Below are 22,696 nucleotides of genomic sequence, written 5' to 3'. Positions count from 1 at the left end.
TTACAGGATGTCCAATGAATTTCCATTACGAAAAATTATCCATGTAGATATGGATGCTTTCTATGCCTCCGTAGAACAGTTGGACAACCCTGAACTTAGAGGCAAACCCATTGCCGTAGGCGGTAGTTCCGAAAGGGGGGTAGTGTCCGCAGCTAGCTATGAAGCAAGGAAATTTGGCGTTAGAAGTGCCATGAGCAGTGTTTTGGCCAAACGGAACTGCCCTGAACTTATTTTTGTAAAAGCCCGTTTTGATCGTTATAAGGAAATTTCCAAACAGATCCGTTCTATTTTTTATGACTATACGGATTTAGTGGAGCCTTTATCGCTGGACGAGGCCTATTTGGATGTCACCGTAAACAAGAAAGGAAATCCTTCAGCGACACTCATTGCACAAGAAATTAGGGACAGAATCTTAAAAGAAACAGGTCTAAATGCGTCCGCAGGTATTTCAATAAACAAGTTCATCGCCAAAGTTGCCAGTGATGTAAACAAACCCAATGGCCAAAAGACGGTGAACCCAGAAGAAGTACAAACGTTTTTGGAGAATCTGGAAATACGCAAATTTTACGGGGTTGGGAAAGTTACAGCTGATAAGATGTACCGTTTGGGAATTTTCACGGGAAAAGATCTAAAAACCAAATCCCTTGCGTTTTTGGAGGAACAATTTGGGAAGAGCGGAAGCTACTACTATCAAGTAGTCAGGGGCATTCATAACAGCCCGGTCAAACCGCATAGGATACCAAAGTCTGTGGGAGCAGAACGTACTTTCAACGAAAATTTGAGTAGTGAAATATTTATGTTGGAACGGTTGGAGCATATTGCCAACGAATTGGAAAAACGTCTTAAAAAATCCAGAATAGCTGGTAAAACGGTGACCCTAAAAATAAAATACAGCGACTTCACCTTGAACACCCGAAGCAAGACATTGCCTTACTTCATATCAGACCAAAAACTAATCTTGGAAACGGCAAAAGAATTGTTGTACCAAGAAAAGTTACAGAACTCTGTAAGGCTTTTAGGGATTTCATTAGCCAATTTAAATACGGAAAAAAAGGTAGGGCCAAAACAGGAAAAGGAAACTGTTTCCGTGCAACTAAAATTTGATTTTTAGTTTTTTTGGTAAAGGTCCTTTATTTAAAGGGGCTAGTTAAATTACCTGCATGGAGGCGAGGGTAGCCAACCATACAATGACCGAAGAAAAGAAAATACCAGTGGTATTGGCCCAAAAAGCCTTTTGCCGTTCAATTTTGAAAAGATAGGCCGCTATGCTACCTGCATAAACACCAGTACCGGGAAGCGGTATCATTACGAAGAACATCAACCCAAAAAAACCAAATTTCTGAATCTTATTTCCAGACCCCATTTTTGCCCTTCTCGCAACGAATAAAGCGGATTTTTTATAGAAGTGCCAACGTATAAAATAAACATTGATTTTATCCAGGAAAAACATCATCATGGGAAAGACAAGGACATTTGCCAAAAAGCAAAAAATAAATACGGCGTAGATGTTCAACCCATTGAGCATACCGTAAGGTATCCCTACCTTGGCCTCTCCAAAAGGGGAAAAACTCCACAACATTGCCAAAAGAAAATCAAGTATCACAAACAGTTAACTTTAAGTCTACGAAGCTAGTCATCCCTTCGATTATGCCACCTATATCAATTCATAAAAAAGAACTAAAGTTATGGGTAAATACTAATCCAACAATTCTCCAAGGATTGGCCCAAGAGGAGGATTATTCTATCGGAACAAGAAATACCTATAAGGCAAAAAAAAGACCTGATGAATTCATCAGGTCTGTGAAACAGTATTATTTTTTGTTCTTTAAAAATTACAGGTCTCTATTTCAGTAACCCTTAAGGTATTCACCATACCCTTAGCCTTTATGGGCATGGCCGCCAAGCTTACCAACATATCACCCACCTCTAAATAACCTTTTTTGCAAGCAATGCCGTTCACATCCTCGATTGTTTGGTCTGTAGAGACAAATTTATCGTAATAAAACGCCTTCACGCCCCATAATAAATTCAATTGGGTGAGAATTCGTTTATTTGAAGTGAACACTAAAATGTGGGCACTAGGCCTCCATGCAGAAATTTGAAAAGCCGTATATCCACTATTGGTCAAGGTAGAAATAGCTTTTGCCTTTATTTCGTTCGCCATTAGGGCGGCATGGTAACAAATGGATTTAGTGATGTATCTATTTGTACGTACATGTGGTGGGTCATGGGGTACCTTTATTAACTCAGATGCTTCGACACTTCCCAAAATACTTGCCATTTTTTCTATGACCTGTACTGGATAATTACCAACGGAAGTTTCTCCCGATAACATAACTGCATCCGCTCCATCCATCACAGAGTTGGCGACATCGTTCACCTCTGCCCTAGTAGGGGTAAGGCTTGTAATCATAGTTTCCATCATTTGGGTTGCTATGATGACGGGTATTCTCGCTTTTTTGGCCCTAAGCACCAATTTCTTTTGAATTAAGGGAACTTCTTGTGCAGGAACTTCTACACCCAAATCCCCACGGGCAACCATTAGCCCGTCACAGTAAGCGACAATTTTATCTATATTCTCAACAGCCTCCGGTTTTTCTATTTTGGCAATAATGGGAATTTTATGAGGGGAATGCTCCTTAATGATGTTTTGAAGATCAATCAAATCCTGACTAAACCTAACGAAAGAAAGGGCCATCCAATCCACTTCAAGCGAAATTGCAAATTCTGCATCCTTAATATCTTTTTTGGTAAGTGCAGGTAAGGAAATATTGGTGTTTGGAAGGTTTACGCCCTTTTTGGACTTTAATGGTCCGCCCTGTATAACCTTTGCCTTTACTTCAGATTCGCCATTTGTCGTGACTACTTCAAAAATTAATTTACCATCATCAAGTAGAATTCGCTCGCCAGGTTTAACATCTCTGGGGAATTCTTTATAATTCATGTACACTCTTTCCGCCGTGCCCTCAAAAGGTTCTCCTGTCACAAAAGTAATTTCGTCTCCAGGACTTACCACAACATCACCGGACATTACCCCGACCCTTAGTTTAGGACCTTGTAAATCTGCCAATATTGCCGTATTGGTTTCCAATTCCTCGTTTAACTCGCGAATAAGATTCACACGTTCCCTTACATCATCATAATCGGCGTGGGAAAAATTAATCCTAAAGACATCCACTCCTGCCAGCATCATGCTTTTTAGCACCTCTTTCTTACTTGTAGCTGGACCTAAGGTTGCTACGATCTTTGTCTTCTTGTTGCTTGACATTATTAAAAAATTAAATTATTTCTAGATTTTAGTTTGTTCACATCTACCTCATAAGCAGCCATTACGTTAGGAATGCCCAATAAGGTTTTTATTATAGTGTCTCCGTCCAATGTATCGTCATCATCCTCAATTTTAAGAAAATAATCCACTTCCTTGAGTTCGGGAATTAATCGTGGTGTAGAATAGGTAGTTTCATTTTCAAACAAATCATTGTTGCTTACCAATTCTTTTTTAGAGCTTTGATTGGAAACCAACACCCAATACCTACAATTATATTCATCTTCCCAATCATAATAGGGAAAGGAACGAATTTCCGACAAATCAAAGTCCGCCTTACTCCTCTTGAATTTTGCCTTTAAGACACCATTTAAACCATATGCAATGGCATAATCCTCCAAAGTGCTATGCAATGCGATTAAAAAAAAGGTGTCATCAAAAAAATCATCCTTTATTTTATATACTGCGGACATATGCGCTGAAAAACGGTAAATATAGAACTATTAAAGTATAAAGCCTAACGGGCAATTAAGTTTAAGATGTGGTTATAGTTACGAAAACGTTAGCGTTTTGTTGTAATTATAACGTTTCTATTTCATTTTATCCTGTAAGGCAAAAAACGCCCTCTTCGAGGCTCTTTCCTCTGCCTTTTTTTTGGAGGTAGCCCTCGCCTTTGCTACAACATTATCGTCTATGGACAATTTTACGGCAAAGTGCTTTAGCGAATCGTTTCCAGTATCATCGTACACATTAAAATTAAAGGATTTCTTTTGCTTTTGGCACCATTCAATAATTAGACTTTTATAACTAATTACCCTACCCTCCAATTGCTCAATATCCACATAAGGTTCTATTACCCTTTTGTTGATAAATTTTTCACAGTATTTATATCCCCTATCCAAATAAATAGCACCAACAAGGGCTTCGAATACATTCCCATGGATATTTTCCCCAAAATGTGATTTTGGAATTCTACTTTCTACGTAATTGATTAAATCTAGATCTTTACCCAATTCGTTAAGATGTTCCCTGCTCACAATCTTGGACCTCATTTTAGTCAGATAGCCCTCATCACCTTCCGGAACTTCATTATATAAATGTTTGGAAATAATGGTTCCCAGCATGGAATCACCCAAAAATTCCAATCGTTCATAATTCATAGGGTTTCCATTTTCATCCTTTTGGTTCATGGACCTATGCAAAAAGGCCTTTTTGTAGAATACCAAACGCTTGGGCTTAAAACCTAATATTTTCTTTATTCCTAAAAAAAAATCCCCATCCTGTTTAGAATGGGAATTAAATATATTTTTAGGGAAGGTCATAAATGTCTTAATCAATTTTTTTAAAGACAACACATGCATTATGCCCCCCAAAGCCAAAGGTATTGCTCATAGCGACCTTAACATCCCTCTTTTGGGCCTTGTTAAGAGTTAAGTTCAGACTCGGATCTATATTTTCATCTACCGTTGTGTGGTTTATAGTCGGAGGCACGATTCCGTGTTCCATGGCCAAAATAGAAGCAATGGCCTCTATAGCTCCCGCGGCACCTAATAAATGTCCGGTCATGGACTTGGTAGAATTAATGTTTATATTTTTCGCATGCTCACCGAATACCTCTGAAATTGCCTTTAATTCTGCAACATCACCTAAAGGGGTAGAAGTACCATGTGTATTGATGGCATCTACCTCTTCTATACTCATGCCTGCATCACGCAAGCAGTTTTCCATTACCTTAACAACACCTATTCCATCAGGATGTGGCGCAGTCATATGATAGGCATCACTGGAAAGACCTCCGCCTGCCACCTCCGCATAGATTTTGGCGCCCCTAGCCTTGGCGTGTTCATACTCCTCAAGTATCAAAGCCCCTGCACCTTCACCAAGAACGAAACCGTCCCTAGTAGCGTCAAAAGGCCTGGATGCCGTTTCCGGACTTTCATTTCGGGTAGAAAGTGCATGCATAGCACCAAATCCTCCCATACCCGCAATGGTAACCGCTGCTTCACTACCACCGGATACGATAACATCACAATGGCCCAAACGTATATAATTCAATGCGTCTATCAGTGCATTTGCGGAAGAAGCACATGCTGAAACCGTGGTGTAATTTGGTCCCATGAAACCGTGCTTTATAGAGATATGCCCTGGGGCTATATCTGCAATCATTTTAGGTATAAAAAATGGATTGAATCTGGGGGTACCATCACCTTGGGCAAAGTTCATTACCTCATTTTGGAAGGTTTCAAGGCCACCAATACCTGCCCCCCAAATAACTCCTACCCTAAACTTGTCCAATTTATCCAAGTCTAGCTTGGAATCTTTAATAGCTTCATCAGAGGAAATTAAGGCATATTGTGCAAACCTATCCAGTTTACGTCCTTCCTTTCGGTCAAAATAATCCTCTGTATTGTAATTTTTTAGTTCGCAGGCGAATTTTACCTTGAATTTTTCAGTGTCATAATAGGTTATAGGTGCGGACCCACTTTTTCCATTTACAAGACCGTTCCAATACTCCTCAATATTGTTACCAATTGGCGTAAGAGCACCCAACCCGGTAACCACAACTCGCTTTAATTGCATTGAACTTATTTTTAGTTTATAAATAAACTGAAGGTAAATTAAAAAAAATTATCCATGCGGAGCATTTACCGCATGGATAATTTGAATTCTATTTAAGAAATCATCAAATTACTTTGCTTCTTCTATATAGCTAATGGCTTGGCCAACTGTTGCGATGTTCTCAGCTTGATCATCAGGGATTTGAATATCGAATTCCTTTTCGAACTCCATAATCAACTCAACAGTATCCAATGAATCTGCCCCTAAATCGTTGGTAAAGCTAGCTTCTGATACCACTTCGTTTTCGTCAACTCCTAATTTATCAACAATGATAGCTTTAACTCTTGATGCAATGTCTGACATAATAATATTGGTTTTAAAAATTTAAATTGAAGGCAAAAATATAAAACTTTGGATTAATTACACTAATTGTCGTTAAAATGTAATGTAATTTAAGAAAATAAAAAGCATACAACCTTAAATAATACCATAATTTTTTAAACCAAACCGAAGTCTTGAAAAGGTTCATTTATCAAAATATACTTGGCACTTACTATATTTCTGATTTCTTTTGTTTTAAACTTTTGAAGAAAATATCATCTCAAAACAACCCTTACATCTTTTGGATACAAAAAAAATTGTGCTGTTTGCTTCCGGCTCCGGGTCTAATGTAGAAAATATTGCCAACTACTTTAGCAATGATAACAGAGTTAATGTTGAAGCCGTATTTACAAACAAGCGGAACGCTAAAGTTTTGGAGCGTTGCGACCGGTTAAGTATTGATGCAATTTATTTTAACAGACACGCCTTTTTTCAAAGCGAGTTTGTTTTGAATATTTTAAAGGCACTTCATCCGGATCTCATAGTGCTTGCGGGATTTCTTTTGAAAGTACCGGAAAACATTATTGAAACCTTTCCAAACAAAATTATCAACATCCACCCCGCTTTATTGCCAAAATACGGGGGCAAAGGCATGTATGGAATGAACGTGCACAATGCCATAAAAGAAAATAAAGAAACCGAAACCGGTATTACCATACATTATGTTAATGCCAATTATGACGAGGGTGCTGTAATAAAACAGGTGAAAACCAAAGTATTTGAAAAGGATACTCCAGAGGACATTGCCAGTAAAGTCCATCAGTTGGAGTACGAATTCTTTCCAAAGGTGATTGAAGAATTGTTGTTCTAATGGGAAAAAAGAGCAAGTTTTATGTAGTTTGGAAGGGCAAAAGACCCGGGATCTATGACACTTGGGACGACTGCAAGGCCGCCATAAAAGGAGTAAAAGGTGCCGAATATAAATCTTTCACCACATTTGAATTGGCCAAAAAGGCCTATAATGGAAATTACCAAGACTATAAGGGCAAGAAGAAGGGAGAGTCAGAGCTTTCACCTTCGGAACTTTTGAAAATCGGCCAACCTAATTATCATTCCATTGCGGTTGATGCAGCATCCAGCGGAAACCCTGGAGTTATGGAGTACCAAGGAGTGGATACCAAGACCCAAAAAAAATTGTTTAAACAAGGACCCTTTGAGCAGGGCACCAACAACATTGGAGAATTTTTGGCCATCGTGCATGGTCTTGCATTTCTGAAAGAAAGGAACAGTGACCGGATAATTTATACCGACTCCCGCACGGCCATGAGCTGGGTTAGAAAGAAAAAATGTAATACCAAACTCACGGAAAACCAGAAAAATAAAGCGTTGTTCGATTTGATAAAAAGGGCTGAAAAATGGTTAAAAACAAACCAATATCAAACTCCCGTTGTAAAATGGGAGACCAAGGCTTGGGGAGAAATTCCTGCGGATTTTGGGAGAAAGTAATTCTTGATAACTATTAAAAATGTACTGCCCTATCAATCTTAATTCCCTTGGCAAATCCTTATATTTGCAACTTCATTTTTGATATACTTTATGGGTAAGCTTTTGATTGTAGGTACTGTTGCGTTCGATGCTATAGAAACTCCATTTGGAAAGACGGATAAAATTCTTGGTGGTGCTGCTACGTTCATAGGTTTGGCAGCCTCTCAATTTGAGGTGGACTCTGCAATCGTTTCCGTAGTAGGGGAGGATTTTCCACAAGAATATTTGGACTTGCTATCCCATAGGGACATAGATATCTCCGGTTTGGAAATCGTACCCGGAGGTAAAACGTTCTTCTGGATGGGAAAATACCATAACGACCTGAATTCTAGGGATACTTTGGTCACCGAACTCAATGTTTTGGCCGACTTTAATCCTGTCGTTCCTAATGACTACAAAGATTCCGATGTGGTCATGCTTGGAAATTTGCACCCAAATATCCAAATGAGTGTAATTAATCAAATGGAAAAACGACCAAAGGTCATCATATTGGATACGATGAATTTTTGGATGGACCATACCTTACCAGAATTAAAGGAAGTAATCAAGCATATAGACGTTTTAACCATAAACGACGAGGAAGCCAGGCAGTTAACCGGGGAATATTCCCTGGTAAAGGCCGCGCAGAATATTTTTGAAATGGGTCCTGATTATGTGGTCATTAAAAAAGGGGAACACGGAGCTTTACTTTTCCATGAGGAACAAGTATTTTTTGCCCCTGCCCTACCGCTAGAGGATGTCTTTGACCCCACAGGAGCCGGAGATACGTTTGCCGGAGGTTTTGCGGGCTATTTGGCCGCATCGGATGACGTTTCTTTTGAAAATTTGAAAAAAGCCGTCATCCACGGATCTAATCTAGCTTCATTCTCTGTCGAGAAATTTGGAACCGAACGCATGCTAAACCTTGATCGGGACGAGATAAACCGAAGATTACATCAGTTCAAGGCATTAACACAATTTGAAATTGAATTACAATAACCCCGCGCCCCATCCTTGGGGTTTTTTTAATACATATACCAATGAGTGACGCTATCAAGCACGAGTGTGGAATCTCCGTTATCCGATTGCTCAAACCACTTGAATATTACAAGGAAAAGTATGGGTCGGCCTTTTATGGGGTCAACAAGATGTACCTGATGATGGAAAAGCAGCATAACCGTGGACAGGATGGTGCTGGCTTTGCGAGCATAAAATTGGACGTAGACGCAGGACAGCGTTATATGAGCAGGGTGAGATCTTGCCAACAACAGCCCATACAGGATATTTTCGCGCAAATTAACGAGCGTATCAATAATGAACTCAAAGAGCATCCTGAGTACGAAAACGATGTGGCGCTACAAAAAAAGAACATTCCATACATTGGAGAACTACTGTTAGGGCATGTCCGCTATGGAACCTTTGGTAAAAACAGTATCGAAAGCGTCCATCCTTTCTTAAGACAGAACAACTGGATGCACAGAAACTTAATTGTTGCTGGGAATTTTAACCTGACCAATGTTCATGAGCTATTCGATAATTTGGTTCAATTAGGTCAACATCCAAAGGAAATGGCGGATACGGTGACCGTTATGGAAAAAATAGGTCATTTCTTGGACGATGCCGTGGCCAAGCTCTATAAGCAGATAAAAAAGGAAGGGTATAGCAAACAGGAAGCTTCGCCAATTATTGCCGAAAGGTTAAAGGTATCCAAAATCCTAAGAAGAGCGGCAAAGAATTTTGATGGTGGTTTTTCCATGGCTGGTCTATTAGGGCATGGAGATGCCTTTGTTCTGCGTGACCCAGCAGGAATTAGACCTGCATATTACTATAAAGATGATGAGATTGTTGTAGTTGCTTCTGAAAGACCCGCAATTCAAACAGTTTTCAATGTTCCGTTTGAAGAGGTTCAAGAGTTGGAACCAGGAAATGCCATTATTATAAAAAAGAACGGTACAACCAAAATAAAAGAAATACTGGAGCCTAGGGAGCGCAAAGCATGTTCCTTTGAACGCATCTATTTTTCCAGGGGTAGCGACAAGGAAATTTACCAAGAGCGTAAAATGTTGGGAAAACTGGTGTTCCCTCAAATTCTTAACGCCATAGACCATGACATTAAGAATACTGTTTTCTCATATATTCCCAATACGGCAGAGACTTCGTTCTTTGGAATGGTCAAAGAGGCACAAAATTACCTGAATAAAAAAAAGGAAGAGCAAATATTATCCATCGGTGCCAAAATTACTAGGGAGGAACTACATGAAATTTTAGAGGTAAGACCCAGAATTGAAAAGGTTGCCATTAAAGATGCCAAACTTAGAACGTTTATTACTCAAGACGATAGTCGTGACGACTTAGTTGCTCATGTTTATGACATTTCCTATGGTTCTGTAAAAGAGGGCGATAATCTGGTTATTATCGACGATAGCATCGTTAGGGGAACTACACTCAAAAAGAGTATTTTAAGAATACTTGACAGGCTAAACCCCAAAAAAATAATCGTGGTGTCTTCCGCACCCCAGATAAGGTACCCAGACTGCTACGGTATTGATATGGCCAAACTGGAGGATTTCATAGCATTTAGGGCTGCTTTGGCTTTACATAAAGAAAACGATAGCATGCACATTATACAAGAGGTCTATGAAAAATGTATTAACCAAGTAAAGTCAAAAGACATAGATATTGTCAATTATGTAAAAGAGATATATGCGCCATTTAGTGCCAAAACGATTTCACATAAAATAGGACAACTTCTAAGTCCTGCCGATATCCGGGCAGAAGTACAGATAATTTATCAAAGCATATCCAGTCTGCATGAAGCATGCCCTAAGAATTTAGGCGATTGGTATTTTACTGGAAATTATCCTACACCAGGTGGAAATAGGGTAGTAAATCGCGCCTTTATTAATTTTTATGAGGGTAAAAATGAAAGAGCTTACTAATTGATAAAATATCGTTTCAACTTAACAATAAAGCACTTCATCGGAGAAAAATGCATTTCGTCGATGTAATGGCTTTTCAGATAAGACTAATCTTACTTTTAAGCTTGCCATAGCATAAGTAGGTTAAGTTCATGGTAAGATTTGGGGCAAAAAAGGTGGAGGACTCTCCACCTTTTTTATTTTCTACATTTCCAATCAGTTCAACTTTCATCTACTGTAGGATAATAATACAACTTAGGTATTTCAACTAAGGTTTACGCTGTTCAACCAATTCCTTTTACTAGTGTATTCTTTGAACATATCTTTGAAGGACCATAGCATAAGTAGGTTAAGTTCATGGTAAGATTTGGGGAAAAAAGGTGGAGCAATGCTCCGCCTTTTTTATTTTACATTCAATAAGGATGGATACCTTTTGATTAACAGCCCCTTAAACAAGAGAATGTAATTTTTTTTAACATTTCTTTTTTTATTTCCCACAATACCAGTAATTTAGTATTGCCATAGCATAAGTAGGTTAAGTTTATGGTAAGATTTGGGACGAAAAGGGTGGAGACTTCTCCGCCCTTTTCTATTCTAAAAAATAAAAACCACTTACAGATTACTCCATAAGTGGTTGTCTTAATTCCTATTAAGTTTTTTTATGAGCCTATTTTATTTATTGGCTGAATATAATTTTGAAACTTCATCCCAATTGATAAGATTAAAAAAAGCATCGATATATTCTGGACGTTTGTTTTGATAATTTAGGTAATAAGCATGCTCCCACACATCAAGACCTAAAATGGGATGTCCCCCACAGCCAACACCAGGCATAATGGGTGTATCTTGATTAGGTGTAGAGCAAATTTCTACTTTACCTCCCTTATGCACACATAACCAAGCCCAACCAGATCCAAATCTTGATCCTGCAGCATTTGAAAATTTTTCCTTGAAACCATCAAAAGAACCAAAAGCATCGTCTATTGCTCCTGCCAGTTCACCGGAGGGTTTTCCTCCACCGTTTGGAGAAAGGATAGTCCAAAACAACGAATGATTATAAAAACCACCTCCATTGTTTCTAACCGCGGTATTGTCCATATCCAATCCGGAAAGAATGTCCTCTATAGATTTACCATCCATATCGGTTCCCTCGATAGCCGCATTTAGTTTTGTGGTATACCCGTTATGATGTTTTGTATGATGTATTTCCATTGTCCTAGCATCTATATGTGGTTCTAAAGCATCATATGCATAGGGCAAATTTGGTAATTGAAAAGCCATAATTTATTTGTTTTTAGATTAATACTTATTGTCCCTCAAATTTACGGATTTTAACATTTATATTAACCCAATAATTTGTTAAGAACTGTTGCATAATCCTTATTTTGCAGGTAAAAATAGGTGCAAGAAAGTCCGTTTAAGATATATAATGCTTCTGCTGGTTCCGGAAAGACCTATGCCTTATCCAAGGCATATCTTAAAATTGCACTATCCGCCCCTTATAGTTTCAAAAGAATTTTGGCCATTACGTTTACCAATAAGGCGGTAAATGAAATGAAATTCAGAATTCTTGAAAGCCTTTTCTCTTTTGGCAAAGTTCGTTCCTTGGAAACCGCCCCCCCGCTCTTCATAGAGTTAATGGATGATTTACAGTTAAGCGTGGAATCCCTTAGTAATTTATGCAAATTGCGTTTAAAGGAAATACTGCACAACTATGCCTTTTTTGATATTTCTACCATAGATAAATTTACACATAGGCTTATTAGAACTTTTGCCAGAGATTTAAAGTTGCCCCAAAACTTTGAAGTGATCCTTGACATGGACCTATTACTCTCTGAGGCCGTATCCAGGGTTTTATCAAAAGCAGGAGAGGACAAGGAACTTACCAAAATCCTTATGGATTTTGCCATGGAGAAAATAGACGATGATAAAAGTTGGGATATTGGTTATGACCTTCTTAAAATAGGAAAACTTCTCTTGGACGAAACAAACACGTTCCATCTTCACCGTTTCAGGGAAAAGCAAATTTCCGATTTTCTGAAACTTCAAAAACATATACAGTCGCTGATAGTATTAACTGAAAAGAACATACATGCAATTGCCGAAGAGGCGCTTTCCTATATACGTTCCTCAGGAATTAACGAATCTGATTTTCCTAGACAGACACTGCCCAACCATTTTAAGAAAATTCTTGAGGGAGTTCTTAGTCCGTCCGTACTTTACAGTAATAAATTAGAAGACAATTTGATAGAAGGCAAAATTCTCAAAGCCGGTTTGGAAAATCCATCAGAAGACTTTGCCCAAAGCATACTAAAAAAATACTTGGCCATAAAGGAACGTATTTATCAGAGAGGTTTTCTTGTCAATATTTACGGTAATCTTGTTCCTTTAACGCTTCTCAATACCATTGAGAATGAACTAAAACAAATACAGGTAGAGAAGGATCAACTTTCGATTTCAGAGTTTAATCGAATTATTTCCAAAGAAATAAAAAATCAGCCTGCACCTTTCATATATGAGCGACTGGGGGAAAAGTATCGACATTATTTTATAGACGAGTTCCAGGACACTTCAGAAATGCAATGGAATAACCTGGTCCCTTTAATTGCAAATGCATTGGAGGGCACGGATGAGCAGGGCAGGTCTGGGTCACTCTTCTTGGTGGGGGATGCCAAACAAGCAATTTATCGCTGGCGCGGTGGTAAGGCGGAACAGTTTTTAGATCTTGCCACTAAAAAAAATAGTCCGTTTACCATTACGGCTGAGACCTATCAACTTCCCAAGAACTTTAGGAGCTATGACGAGATCATCCGTTTCAACAACGCTTTTTTTCAAAACATTAGTTCCCTTTTAGAAAATCCATTCTACAAGGATTTTTTTAAAGCGGGAAACCAACAGGAAACGAACAACAAGGTCGGTGGATATGTCAAACTAAGTTTTCTTAAGGAAGAAGAGGATGACGCTTATGCTTCTCAAGTCATGGATGCCATTGAACAATCCTTAAAGGCGGGTTTTGAATATGGCGATATATGCATCATCGTACGTAAAAAGAAACAAGCGGTACTACTCACGGATTTTTTGATGTCCAAGGACGTTCCGGTGATATCCTCGGATTCCCTCTTGCTTTCCAGTAGTCCAAAGGTTCGGTTTTTAATTTCCTTAATCAAATTTGTGCAGATTACGGATGACAGGGAAACCAATTACAGCATACTGGACTACTTATCACAAACTAAAGAAGACAAGCATGAATTCATATATCAGCATTTGGACCACCTCAAGTCATTTTTAAAGGGTGAATATAATTTTGACGTGTATGGGGTTCAAGGCCGATCACTTTTGGACACCATGGAGCATGCCATAAAGGTTTTTGACCTAGCACCAGAATCTGACGCGCACCTTCTGTCCTTTATGGATTTTGTTTTCGAAATGGAGCAGCGCCATGGTACCGATGTTCAGTCCCTGCTTAACAATTGGGAACTAAAGGCCAATGTGTTAAGTATAAGTACTCCGGAGAATACTCCCGCAGTTCAGGTAATGACCATTCACAAATCCAAGGGATTGGAATTCCCTGTAGTTATTCTTCCTTATGCGAATACCAAAATATACGAAGAAATAGACCCTAAGCTTTGGATGCCCGTTGATCCAAATGTATTTATGGGTTTTGATGAGTTGCTTATCAGCAAAAAACAAGAGGTTAAAAATTATGGTGAGGTTGGCTCAAAGCTTTTTGAAATGGAGCATCAAAGACTACAATTGGATGCATATAACCTATTGTACGTAGCCCTTACAAGAGCAGTAAATTCCCTATATATTATAAGCTATCAAGATTTAAATAAAGACGGTGGTTATAAGACCGATTACCTATCAGGGCTATTTATAAAATATTTAAAGGATATAGGTGTCTGGAATGAGGAAATTTTGGAGTATGATTTTGGGAAAGTAGTCGTGTCTCCTAAAGGGGAAACTCAAAAAGAGTCAAGTATTACGGTTCCCTACCTGTACTCTTATAAAGACAGGGACACTTTTAAAATTCACACCAAAGCGGGAATGCTTTGGGATACCGGAAGGGAAATCGCCTTGGAAAAAGGAAATGTTTATCATTATATCCTAGAAAGTGTAATCTCCGGAAATGATCTGGAGTCGGCCATTGAAAAGGCTTTTAAAAAGGGGCTTTTGAACGAATCATCGTTAGATAAAGTACATAAAACCCTTTTTGAATTGATAAAGCACCCAGATTTAATTGGATTCTACGCGGAAGGCAACACCGTTTATAACGAGAAAGAACTATTGGTGTCGGACGGGTCAATATTAATACCGGACCGCGTTGTACTTATGGAAGATACCGTCAATATTATTGACTATAAAACAGGGAGAAAAAACACTAAGTACAAAGAACAATTAGAGTCCTATGCAAACGCCTATGAAGAAATGGGATATAAAGTTCAAAACAAAATCATTGCTTATATTAACGAAACTATAACTGTAGAATATATTTAGTATGTACGGAAAAATAAAAGAACATTTACAACAGGAGTTGGAACAGATAAAGGAAGACGGTCTTTACAAAAAAGAACGCATTATCGTTTCTCCCCAGGACGCCGTTATAAAAATTTCGACCGGCGAAGAAGTGATTAACTTTTGTGCCAATAATTACTTAGGGCTATCCTCGCATCCAGACGTCATACAGGCGGCCAAGGATACCATGGACACACATGGATTTGGAATGTCCTCCGTAAGGTTTATCTGTGGCACCCAGGACATTCATAAAGAACTGGAGCGAAAAATTGCGCAATTCTATGGTACAGAAGATACCATATTATATGCAGCGGCCTTTGATGCTAACGGTGGAGTATTTGAACCGCTACTGGGCCCAGAAGATGCCATAATATCCGATTCATTAAACCATGCGTCCATAATTGACGGGGTGAGACTGTGTAAAGCTCAAAGGTACCGATACGCCAATAGTGATATGGATGACCTTGAAAAACAGCTAAAAAAAGCCAACGAGAATGAAGCTCGATTTAAAATAATTGTCACGGATGGTGTTTTCTCCATGGACGGTCTGGTAGCACCATTGGACAAGATATGTGATTTGGCCGAAGCATATGATGCAATGGTTATGATTGATGAGTGCCACGCTACCGGCTTTATAGGTCCAAAAGGTATCGGGACTTTAGAGGAAAAAAATGTCTTGGGAAGAATCGATATCATAACGGGCACCTTAGGAAAGGCATTGGGCGGTGCCATGGGCGGGTACACCACAGGTAAAAAGGAAATTATCGAAATCTTAAGACAACGTTCAAGACCTTACTTGTTTTCAAATTCCTTGGCACCGGCAATTGTTGGGGCCTCTATTAAGGTATTTGACATGTTGGCCAACGATACTTCCCTGCGCGACAAGTTGCAATCAAACACCGAGTATTTCAAGGCCGGAATGAAAAAAGCCGGGTTTGATATTATTGATGGGGATTCGGCTATTGTTCCGGTAATGCTCTATGATGCGAAGCTCTCTCAAGAAATGGCAGAAAAACTATTGGAAGAGGGTATTTATGTAATAGGTTTCTTTTACCCCGTTGTTCCAAAAGGAAAGGCAAGAATAAGAGTACAGCTATCCGCTGCTCATGAGAAAAGGCATTTAGATGCTGCAATTAATGCCTTTATTAAAGTTGGAAAGGAGTTGAATATCGTTTAAATGCGCATTTTATACTATTAAATGAGTTAAAAAAACAGGAAATTGATTTTGTTAATAATATTTAACAACTTACATTTGCAGCTAATAAACACTTAAAACTTAAAATTTTGAACATGAAACATCTTAGCAAATTATTGGTTGTTGTCCTACTTGTTGTAGGTTTTAACAACGTACAAGCGCAAGACGAGAATAATCCTTGGCAAGTGCAGTTCGGTGCTAACGCCATCGATGTATACCCTACTGGGGACGTTAGTTCTTTTGGGAATGAATTCTTCAATGTAAACGATCACTGGAACATTCTTCCTTCTATTTCTTATGTAGGGGTATCTAAAAGTGTTGGCGATGGTTTTTCCATAGGGGCTAGAGGTTCCTTAAACAAAATCAGCAAATTGGGCGACGTTAGCGTTGATGATCTATCTCATTATGCTATAGATGGTACAATAAAATATAACCTAACTAAAGAAACCGTAATCCAACCTTTCATTGAAGTAGGTGGTGGTTATACTTGGGTTGATGAAATTGGTGCAGGTACCGTAAACGGTGGTTTGGGTATTAACCTCTGGTTTACTGAAAACCTTGGACTTACTCTACAATCTACTTACAAGCACGCTTTCGAAGATTATGGTGTAAAACATTTTCAACACTTAGCTGGTATCTCGGTTAAATTTGGTGGTACCGATACTGACGGTGACGGTATTTATGACAAAGATGATGCTTGTCCAGAAGTTGCTGGTCTAGAGGCGTTCAACGGATGTCCAGATGCTGACGGTGATGGTATCGAAGATAGCAAGGATAGCTGTCCTAACGAAGCTGGTTCTAAAGAAATGAACGGATGTCCAGATGCTGACGGTGATGGCGTTGCCGATAAAGATGATGCTTGTCCAAACGAAGCTGGTCTAGCTGCTTTAGCTGGTTGTCCAGATGCAGATAGCGATGGTGTTGCCGATAAAGATGACGAGTGTCCAAACGAAGCTGGTCCATCTGAAAACAATGGTTGTCCATGGCCTGATACTGACGGTGATGGTGTTCTTGACAAAGACGATCAATGTCCAGATGTTGCTGGTACAGTTGCTAACGCTGGATGTCCAGAGGTTACTGAAGAAGTTCAAAAGCAATTGAACGACTACGCTAGAACTATTTTGTTCGACACAGGTAAGTCTACTATCAAAGCTGAGTCTACTTCCGTAATGGTTGATATCATCCAAATCTTGAATGAATATCCTAATGCTAAATTTACTGTTGAAGGACACACTGATAGTGTTGGTAGTGCTAAATTGAACCAAAGTCTTTCCGAGTCAAGAGCTCTTTCAGTAAAAGAATTCTTGGTTGATAAAGGAATCGAAGAGTTCAGATTGTCAGCTATTGGATATGGTAAAGACAAGCCTATCGCTACAAACAACACAAGAGCTGGTAGAGCACAAAACAGAAGGGTAGAAATTAACTTAGTAAAATAAGTTTACCTTATATAAACATTAAGTGTTTTAATATTCAAAAAGCTCCGCATAATGCGGAGCTTTTTTATTTTTACATATATGGTAAGTTTTTTGGAAGATGTCATTAAAGAGCTATACAACGATCAAGTTGATATAGGAAAAAGTATATACGTGCTTCCAAGTAAGAGAGCTGGAACCTTTCTAAAAAAAGTACTCTCAAAAAAAGTAGGTAAAACAATGATCTCACCGGACATATACAGCATAGAGGAGTTCGTTGAAAAAATATCCGGTTTATCCTATGCTACCCAAACACAACAATTATTTGAATTATATAAATCCTATCTGCAAGTTGGTACTTATGAAAAAGAATCATTTGAATCCTTTTTAAGTTGGGGGCAAACCCTAATTCAGGACATTAATGAAATAGATAGGTATCTTGTAGATGCCTCTTCCCTATTATCAGGGTTAGCGGCCATACAAGAAGTTAACCATTGGTCCCACGGAGATAAAAAAACCTCCTTAATGAAGAATTATCTTCACTTCTGGAATCAATTGTACCATATTTACATTGCGTTTAATTCTAATCTTTTAAAAAATAATCTTGGGCATCAAGGTTTGGTATACAGAAAAGCCTCCGAAAAGATTCAAGAGTATATTGATTTAGAAAAAAGAGTACATGTATTTATTGGATTCAATGCTCTAAACACCTCAGAAAGTACCATTATACAAGCCATTCTGAATGATTCTATTTCAAAAATATATTGGGACCTTGACGAATACTTTCTCAAGGACCAGCTTCACGATGCCGGACTTTTCATAAGGAAACACAAAACTTCTTGGAAACATTTCGAAGCAAATCCAATCAAAGGTATTAGCCAACATTACAACCAAAATAAGGATCTTAGGGTTATAGGTACTCCAAAAAACATCGCACAAACCAAATTTGTGGGCGACCTAATAGAAAATATCCAAAAAGAAAATCCAGGTCAATTGAAAGATACGGCTATTATACTGGGTGATGAAAGTTTGTTGAATCCATTATTGAATAGCCTTCCAAATACCATTACCTCGGTAAACATAACCATGGGGCAAAAATTGGAACTATCTGGGATAGCCACATTTTTCTTGGGCTTTATTGAATTACACATTGCCAAAAGCAATAGAGGTTGGTTTTATAAGGATTTCACAGCATTTGTACATAACCCATTTACCGCAATGCTGTTGAAACAATACAATATTAATGCTGGTGAATTGATTTCCCACATATTTTTAAAGAATTGGGTCTATATATCAAACAAGGAGCTATCAAGATTCCCTGAAGCCAACCAGGAAGCAATCTCAAGGCTGTTTTTCAACTACGAAACACCTACTCAATTTGTTGAAAAGTGTTCGACATTGATACAGATTTTAAAAATAATCTTGGAAAAAGAAAATAATTATTTGGCTCTTGAACAGCTTTATAAAATTCATACGCTTTTTAATCAGATAAAGGAATTGACCCATGAATTTGAATATTTAAATTCCCTTAAGGGCCTAAAGGTTTTATTTCGTCAGTTGATTGCATCGGAGACAATGGATTTTCAAGGAGATCCCTTGGAAGGTCTCCAAATTATGGGGATGTTGGAAAGTAGGAACCTTGATTTTGAAACGGTAATCCTCACTTCCGTTAACGAAGGAATTTTACCCTCAGGTAAATCCAACAACTCCTTTATTCCCTTCGATTTGAAGATAGAATTCGGATTACCTACTTATAAGGAGAAAGATGCTGTTTATACCTATCATTTTTACAGGTTGATGCAACGTGCCAAAAATATATATCTCATTTATAATACCGAACCCGATGTACTTGAAGGTGGGGAAAAAAGTAGACTTATTACCCAAATTCTAACAGATGAAAATAGGACCGATGTTATTGAGAAAATTGCGACTCCTAAAATTCAAGACATAACCATTTCCCAAAAAATTGTGGATAAGAGTCCCAGTCTTATGGAACTGTTATACAGCTATGCCCACAACGGTTTTTCTCCTAGCTCCTTAAGTAATTATATTAGAAACCCCATAGATTTTTACAAACAAAACCTTTTAGGTATTCAGGATACAGAGGAAGTGGAGGAAAATATAGCGGCCAACACTATGGGAACCATTATCCACGATACGCTTGAAGAACTCTATACTCCCTTTATGGATAAGGAAATTGATAGAAACCAACTTATAAAGGCAAAGGAATCCGTTGAATCTTTAGTCCATAAAAACTTTCAAAAAACATATCTTGATGGTGCCTATGACAGCGGTAAAAACCTAATTGTTTTTAACGTAGTCATTAGATATATCCATGATTTTTTGGATAAGGAAATTATGGAGTTACTACATCACAATGTCAAAATAATTGGATTGGAGAAAAAGCTTAATGTACAGGTATCTCTTCCCAACGTCAACAGAAACGTGGTTCTTAAAGGAAAACTTGACCGTATCGATGTATTTGATGGAATCATCAGAATTATAGACTACAAAACCGGTAAAGTGGAGAAAAGGCACCTGGAAATAGTTGACTGGGAAAATCTCATAGCATCCCAAGATTACAGCAAGGCTTTTCAATTACTCTGTTATTCCTATATGTTCCTCAGTGATAACACTATTGAAAATATAAACGCCGGAATATTCAGTATAAAAAATTTGAAAGAGGGATTAATATTATTTTCTAAAAAATCATCCCCCAGGGATACAAAAAAGAACCCGATTATTAATAAAGAGGTTGTTCTGGAATTTGAAAAATTACTCCATAAATTAATTGAAGAAATTCTAAACCCAAAAATACCCTTTATAGAAAAAGAAGTGTGAATTACTTTTTATCCGGTCTAGTTGGTCTCACCTCAATTTTACTGGGCAGTGTTCTTGAGTGCATTTTTAGAAGATCCAATACAAGTTGCCCGATATCCTCTGGCTGTATCTTCCATGCATCAGAATCATCGGGAACATGATTATTGAAATGGGTTGCAACAGATCCGGGCATAATGGTGGTTACCTTCACATCATACTTGCGCAAATCCAGCATAGCGGCTTGGGTAAAACCAACTACCCCAAATTTAGAGGCATTGTAACCCGCCCCCGATGGGAAAAAATTGGTACCCGCCAAACTGGCCAAGGTCATGTAGTATCCTTTCGATTTTTTAAGTTCTTCAATGGAAGCCTTTAAAGTATGGAACACGCCGTTTAAGTTGGTATCTATCATTTGATGCCACTGAACCTCGGTCATTTCATCAATTGGCGCAAAATTACCCACTCCGGCGTTAGCCAAAACTACATCCAGTTGTCCCCATTTAGCAGCGATTTGGTTAACAGCGTTCATTTCATCCTCGATTTTACTAACATCGGATACTACACCCATGGCGTTCTCATCGTTCAAACTCTTAAGTCCTTCTTGTATACTGGCATCCGACCTTCCGCTGATAACCACTTTCATTCCATTGTCCAACAGGGTTTTGGCAACCCCTAACCCTATTCCCTTCGTTCCACCGGTTATGTAGGCCACTTTATCTTTTAAGTTCTCCATTTTTAATTTTTTACAAAATTATTAATCCATGTCCAATAAAGTAGCGGATATGCTTAAAGATTTAACGGTTTTGATTTACTATATTTAAAAGTTTTAAATAAAAAAGAAATGAACAAAATTGTACTTTGGTCCATAACGGCTGCCCTTGCAGGGTTTTTATTTGGTTTTGATACTGTTGTAATTTCTGGTGCTGACAAAAAATTACAACTACTTTGGGATAGCTCGGACTCTTTCCACGGTTGGGTGGTAATTTCAAGTGCCCTTTGGGGTACGGTCCTAGGGGCAATCTTTGCAGGGATTCCAACGGATAAATGGGGAAGAAAAAATACCCTTATAGCCATAGGGTTATTGTACAGTATATCGGCAATTGGATCCGCATTGTCCAATGATCCTATAACCTTTGCCTTTTTTAGGTTCATAGGAGGAATTGGTGTTGGGGTTTCCACGATTGCGGCCCCTGCCTATATTTCAGAAATCTCACCGGCAAACAAAAGAGGCAAGCTCGTCGGCTTTTATCAGTTTAGTCTTGTCTTCGGAATACTAATTGCATTTTTGTCAAACTTCTTATTAAGTGGAATCGGTGAGAACGATTGGCGATGGATGGTAGGCGTAGAGGCATTCCCTGCTATTATATACACAATATTTATATTGTCCGTCCCCAAGAGTCCAAGATGGTTATTGATGAAGGGCAAAACGGAGGAAGCAGGGAAAATACTTCAAATTATAAACCCCAACAGAAGCGTAGCCGATATGATTGAGGAAATTCAAAAAAATAATGTGAGGCCCGAAAGTCATGAACATATTTTCATGAAAAAATATCGATTCCCGCTAATTCTAGCTTTTCTTATTGCCTTTTTTAATCAAACCTCTGGAATTAATGCATTTTTATATTACGCCCCTAGAATATTCGAGGAAGCCGGCCTTGGTGAAAGCACGGCGCTTCTCAGCAGTGTTGGGATAGGAGTGACCAATATGATATTTACATTGATAGGCATTAACCTTATTGATCGTTTGGGACGAAGGCAATTGATGTACATTGGTTCCATTGGCTATATAATTTCCCTTTCATTAGTGGCCTGTGCCTTTTTCTTTAAATGGGAAGGCATGGCGGTTCCCATGTTCCTTTTCATTTTTATAGCTTCCCATGCCATTGGCCAAGGAACCATCATCTGGGTTTTCATTTCGGAGATTTTTCCCAATCATTTGAGGGGAAGTGGTCAGTCCTTTGGATCTTCCGTACATTGGATTTTGGCGGCATCAATTCCGGCGGCAGTACCATTCCTTTTCTCCAGTATAGGTGCAGGAACGGTATTTGCCTTTTTCGCTTTTATGATGGTTTTACAGCTCCTTTTCGTACGATTCATGATGCCGGAAACAAAAGGCATTTCCTTGGAGGAATTAAGCAAGATCATTATCGCAAAAAAATGAGGTCAG

18 protein-coding genes are annotated in these 22,696 nt (G+C 38.5%); 10 read left to right on the top strand and 8 right to left on the bottom strand.

Going from position 1 to position 22,696, the window contains the following annotated elements:
* Positions 1 to 7 precede the first annotated feature (7 nt).
* Positions 8 to 1,111 carry a DNA polymerase IV gene (dinB, locus tag CJ263_RS08990; RefSeq protein WP_094996958.1) on the top strand — a complete coding sequence of 368 codons (1,104 nt, stop codon included), beginning with the start codon at positions 8 to 10 and terminating at the stop codon, positions 1,109 to 1,111.
* 36 nt (positions 1,112 to 1,147) lie between these two features.
* Here dinB and CJ263_RS08985 read toward each other — a convergent pair whose 3' ends face one another.
* The 6 genes from CJ263_RS08985 to CJ263_RS08955 all read right to left on the bottom strand — a co-directional run bounded on the left by CJ263_RS08985 (position 1,148) and on the right by CJ263_RS08955 (position 6,187).
* Complete coding sequence (locus CJ263_RS08985; RefSeq protein ID WP_188669441.1) at positions 1,148 to 1,579, bottom strand: COG2426 family protein; 432 nt, start codon at positions 1,577 to 1,579, stop codon at positions 1,148 to 1,150.
* 246 nt (positions 1,580 to 1,825) lie between these two features.
* Complete coding sequence (gene pyk / locus CJ263_RS08975) at positions 1,826 to 3,268, bottom strand: pyruvate kinase (protein ID WP_094996955.1); 1,443 nt, start codon at positions 3,266 to 3,268, stop codon at positions 1,826 to 1,828.
* A gap of 2 nt (positions 3,269 to 3,270) precedes the next feature.
* Positions 3,271 to 3,738, bottom strand: a complete 468-nt coding sequence (locus CJ263_RS08970) for an IPExxxVDY family protein (RefSeq protein ID WP_094996954.1) — start codon at positions 3,736 to 3,738, stop codon at positions 3,271 to 3,273.
* Positions 3,739 to 3,855: 117 nt separating this feature from the next.
* Positions 3,856 to 4,587, bottom strand: coding sequence for a ribonuclease III (rnc, locus tag CJ263_RS08965; RefSeq protein WP_094999181.1), 732 nt, complete (start codon positions 4,585 to 4,587; stop codon positions 3,856 to 3,858).
* Between the two features lie 7 nt (positions 4,588 to 4,594).
* The gene (fabF, locus tag CJ263_RS08960) at positions 4,595 to 5,845 is read right to left on the bottom strand and encodes a beta-ketoacyl-ACP synthase II (protein ID WP_094996953.1); all 1,251 of its coding nucleotides are present in this window, start codon (positions 5,843 to 5,845) and stop codon (positions 4,595 to 4,597) included.
* Between the two features lie 108 nt (positions 5,846 to 5,953).
* Entirely contained in the window at positions 5,954 to 6,187 is a 234-nt protein-coding gene (locus tag CJ263_RS08955; protein WP_047247024.1) for an acyl carrier protein, read from the bottom strand.
* Between the two features lie 259 nt (positions 6,188 to 6,446).
* On the opposite strand from CJ263_RS08955, the gene purN reads away from it, so the two are divergent.
* The 4 genes from purN (at position 6,447) to CJ263_RS08935 (ending at position 10,608) form a co-directional block, all read left to right on the top strand.
* A complete protein-coding gene (gene purN, locus CJ263_RS08950) occupies positions 6,447 to 7,016 on the top strand; it encodes a phosphoribosylglycinamide formyltransferase (RefSeq protein WP_094996952.1) in 570 nt (189 codons plus the stop codon).
* Positions 7,016 to 7,651, top strand: coding sequence for a ribonuclease H1 domain-containing protein (locus CJ263_RS08945; protein WP_094996951.1), 636 nt, complete (start codon positions 7,016 to 7,018; stop codon positions 7,649 to 7,651). The genes purN and CJ263_RS08945 overlap by 1 nt, the downstream gene beginning before the upstream one ends.
* A gap of 90 nt (positions 7,652 to 7,741) precedes the next feature.
* Entirely contained in the window at positions 7,742 to 8,668 is a 927-nt protein-coding gene (locus CJ263_RS08940) for a PfkB family carbohydrate kinase (protein WP_094996950.1), read from the top strand.
* A gap of 41 nt (positions 8,669 to 8,709) precedes the next feature.
* Positions 8,710 to 10,608, top strand: coding sequence for an amidophosphoribosyltransferase (locus CJ263_RS08935; RefSeq protein WP_094996949.1), 1,899 nt, complete (start codon positions 8,710 to 8,712; stop codon positions 10,606 to 10,608).
* A gap of 651 nt (positions 10,609 to 11,259) precedes the next feature.
* Here CJ263_RS08935 and CJ263_RS08930 read toward each other — a convergent pair.
* A complete protein-coding gene (locus tag CJ263_RS08930) occupies positions 11,260 to 11,868 on the bottom strand; it encodes a superoxide dismutase (protein ID WP_094996948.1) in 609 nt (202 codons plus the stop codon).
* A gap of 120 nt (positions 11,869 to 11,988) precedes the next feature.
* On the opposite strand from CJ263_RS08930, the gene CJ263_RS08925 reads away from it, so the two are divergent.
* The 4 genes from CJ263_RS08925 to CJ263_RS08910 all read left to right on the top strand — a co-directional run bounded on the left by CJ263_RS08925 (position 11,989) and on the right by CJ263_RS08910 (position 20,550).
* A complete protein-coding gene (locus CJ263_RS08925; RefSeq protein WP_094996947.1) occupies positions 11,989 to 15,084 on the top strand; it encodes a UvrD-helicase domain-containing protein in 3,096 nt (1,031 codons plus the stop codon).
* A gap of 1 nt (position 15,085) precedes the next feature.
* On the top strand, positions 15,086 to 16,279 hold the full coding sequence (gene kbl / locus CJ263_RS08920; RefSeq protein WP_094996946.1) for a glycine C-acetyltransferase: 1,194 nt from the start codon (positions 15,086 to 15,088) through the stop codon (positions 16,277 to 16,279).
* 113 nt (positions 16,280 to 16,392) lie between these two features.
* Positions 16,393 to 17,733, top strand: coding sequence for an OmpA family protein (locus tag CJ263_RS08915; protein WP_094996945.1), 1,341 nt, complete (start codon positions 16,393 to 16,395; stop codon positions 17,731 to 17,733).
* 51 nt (positions 17,734 to 17,784) lie between these two features.
* The gene (locus tag CJ263_RS08910; protein ID WP_229702397.1) at positions 17,785 to 20,550 is read left to right on the top strand and encodes a PD-(D/E)XK nuclease family protein; all 2,766 of its coding nucleotides are present in this window, start codon (positions 17,785 to 17,787) and stop codon (positions 20,548 to 20,550) included.
* A gap of 1 nt (position 20,551) precedes the next feature.
* Here CJ263_RS08910 and CJ263_RS08905 read toward each other — a convergent pair whose 3' ends face one another.
* Entirely contained in the window at positions 20,552 to 21,262 is a 711-nt protein-coding gene (locus CJ263_RS08905; RefSeq protein ID WP_094996944.1) for an SDR family oxidoreductase, read from the bottom strand.
* Positions 21,263 to 21,370: 108 nt separating this feature from the next.
* Between CJ263_RS08905 and CJ263_RS08900 the strand changes: the two genes are divergently transcribed.
* Positions 21,371 to 22,690 carry a sugar porter family MFS transporter gene (locus CJ263_RS08900; protein WP_094996943.1) on the top strand — a complete coding sequence of 440 codons (1,320 nt, stop codon included), beginning with the start codon at positions 21,371 to 21,373 and terminating at the stop codon, positions 22,688 to 22,690.
* The last annotated feature ends 6 nt before the right edge of the window (positions 22,691 to 22,696 follow it).

Origin of the sequence: Maribacter cobaltidurans (assembly GCF_002269385.1) — a bacterium.
In the GTDB taxonomy this organism is placed as follows: Bacteria; Bacteroidota; Bacteroidia; order Flavobacteriales; family Flavobacteriaceae; genus Maribacter; species Maribacter cobaltidurans.
Note: the sequence above shows the minus strand (reverse complement) of the source record. Positions and strands in the feature narration are given on the sequence as shown.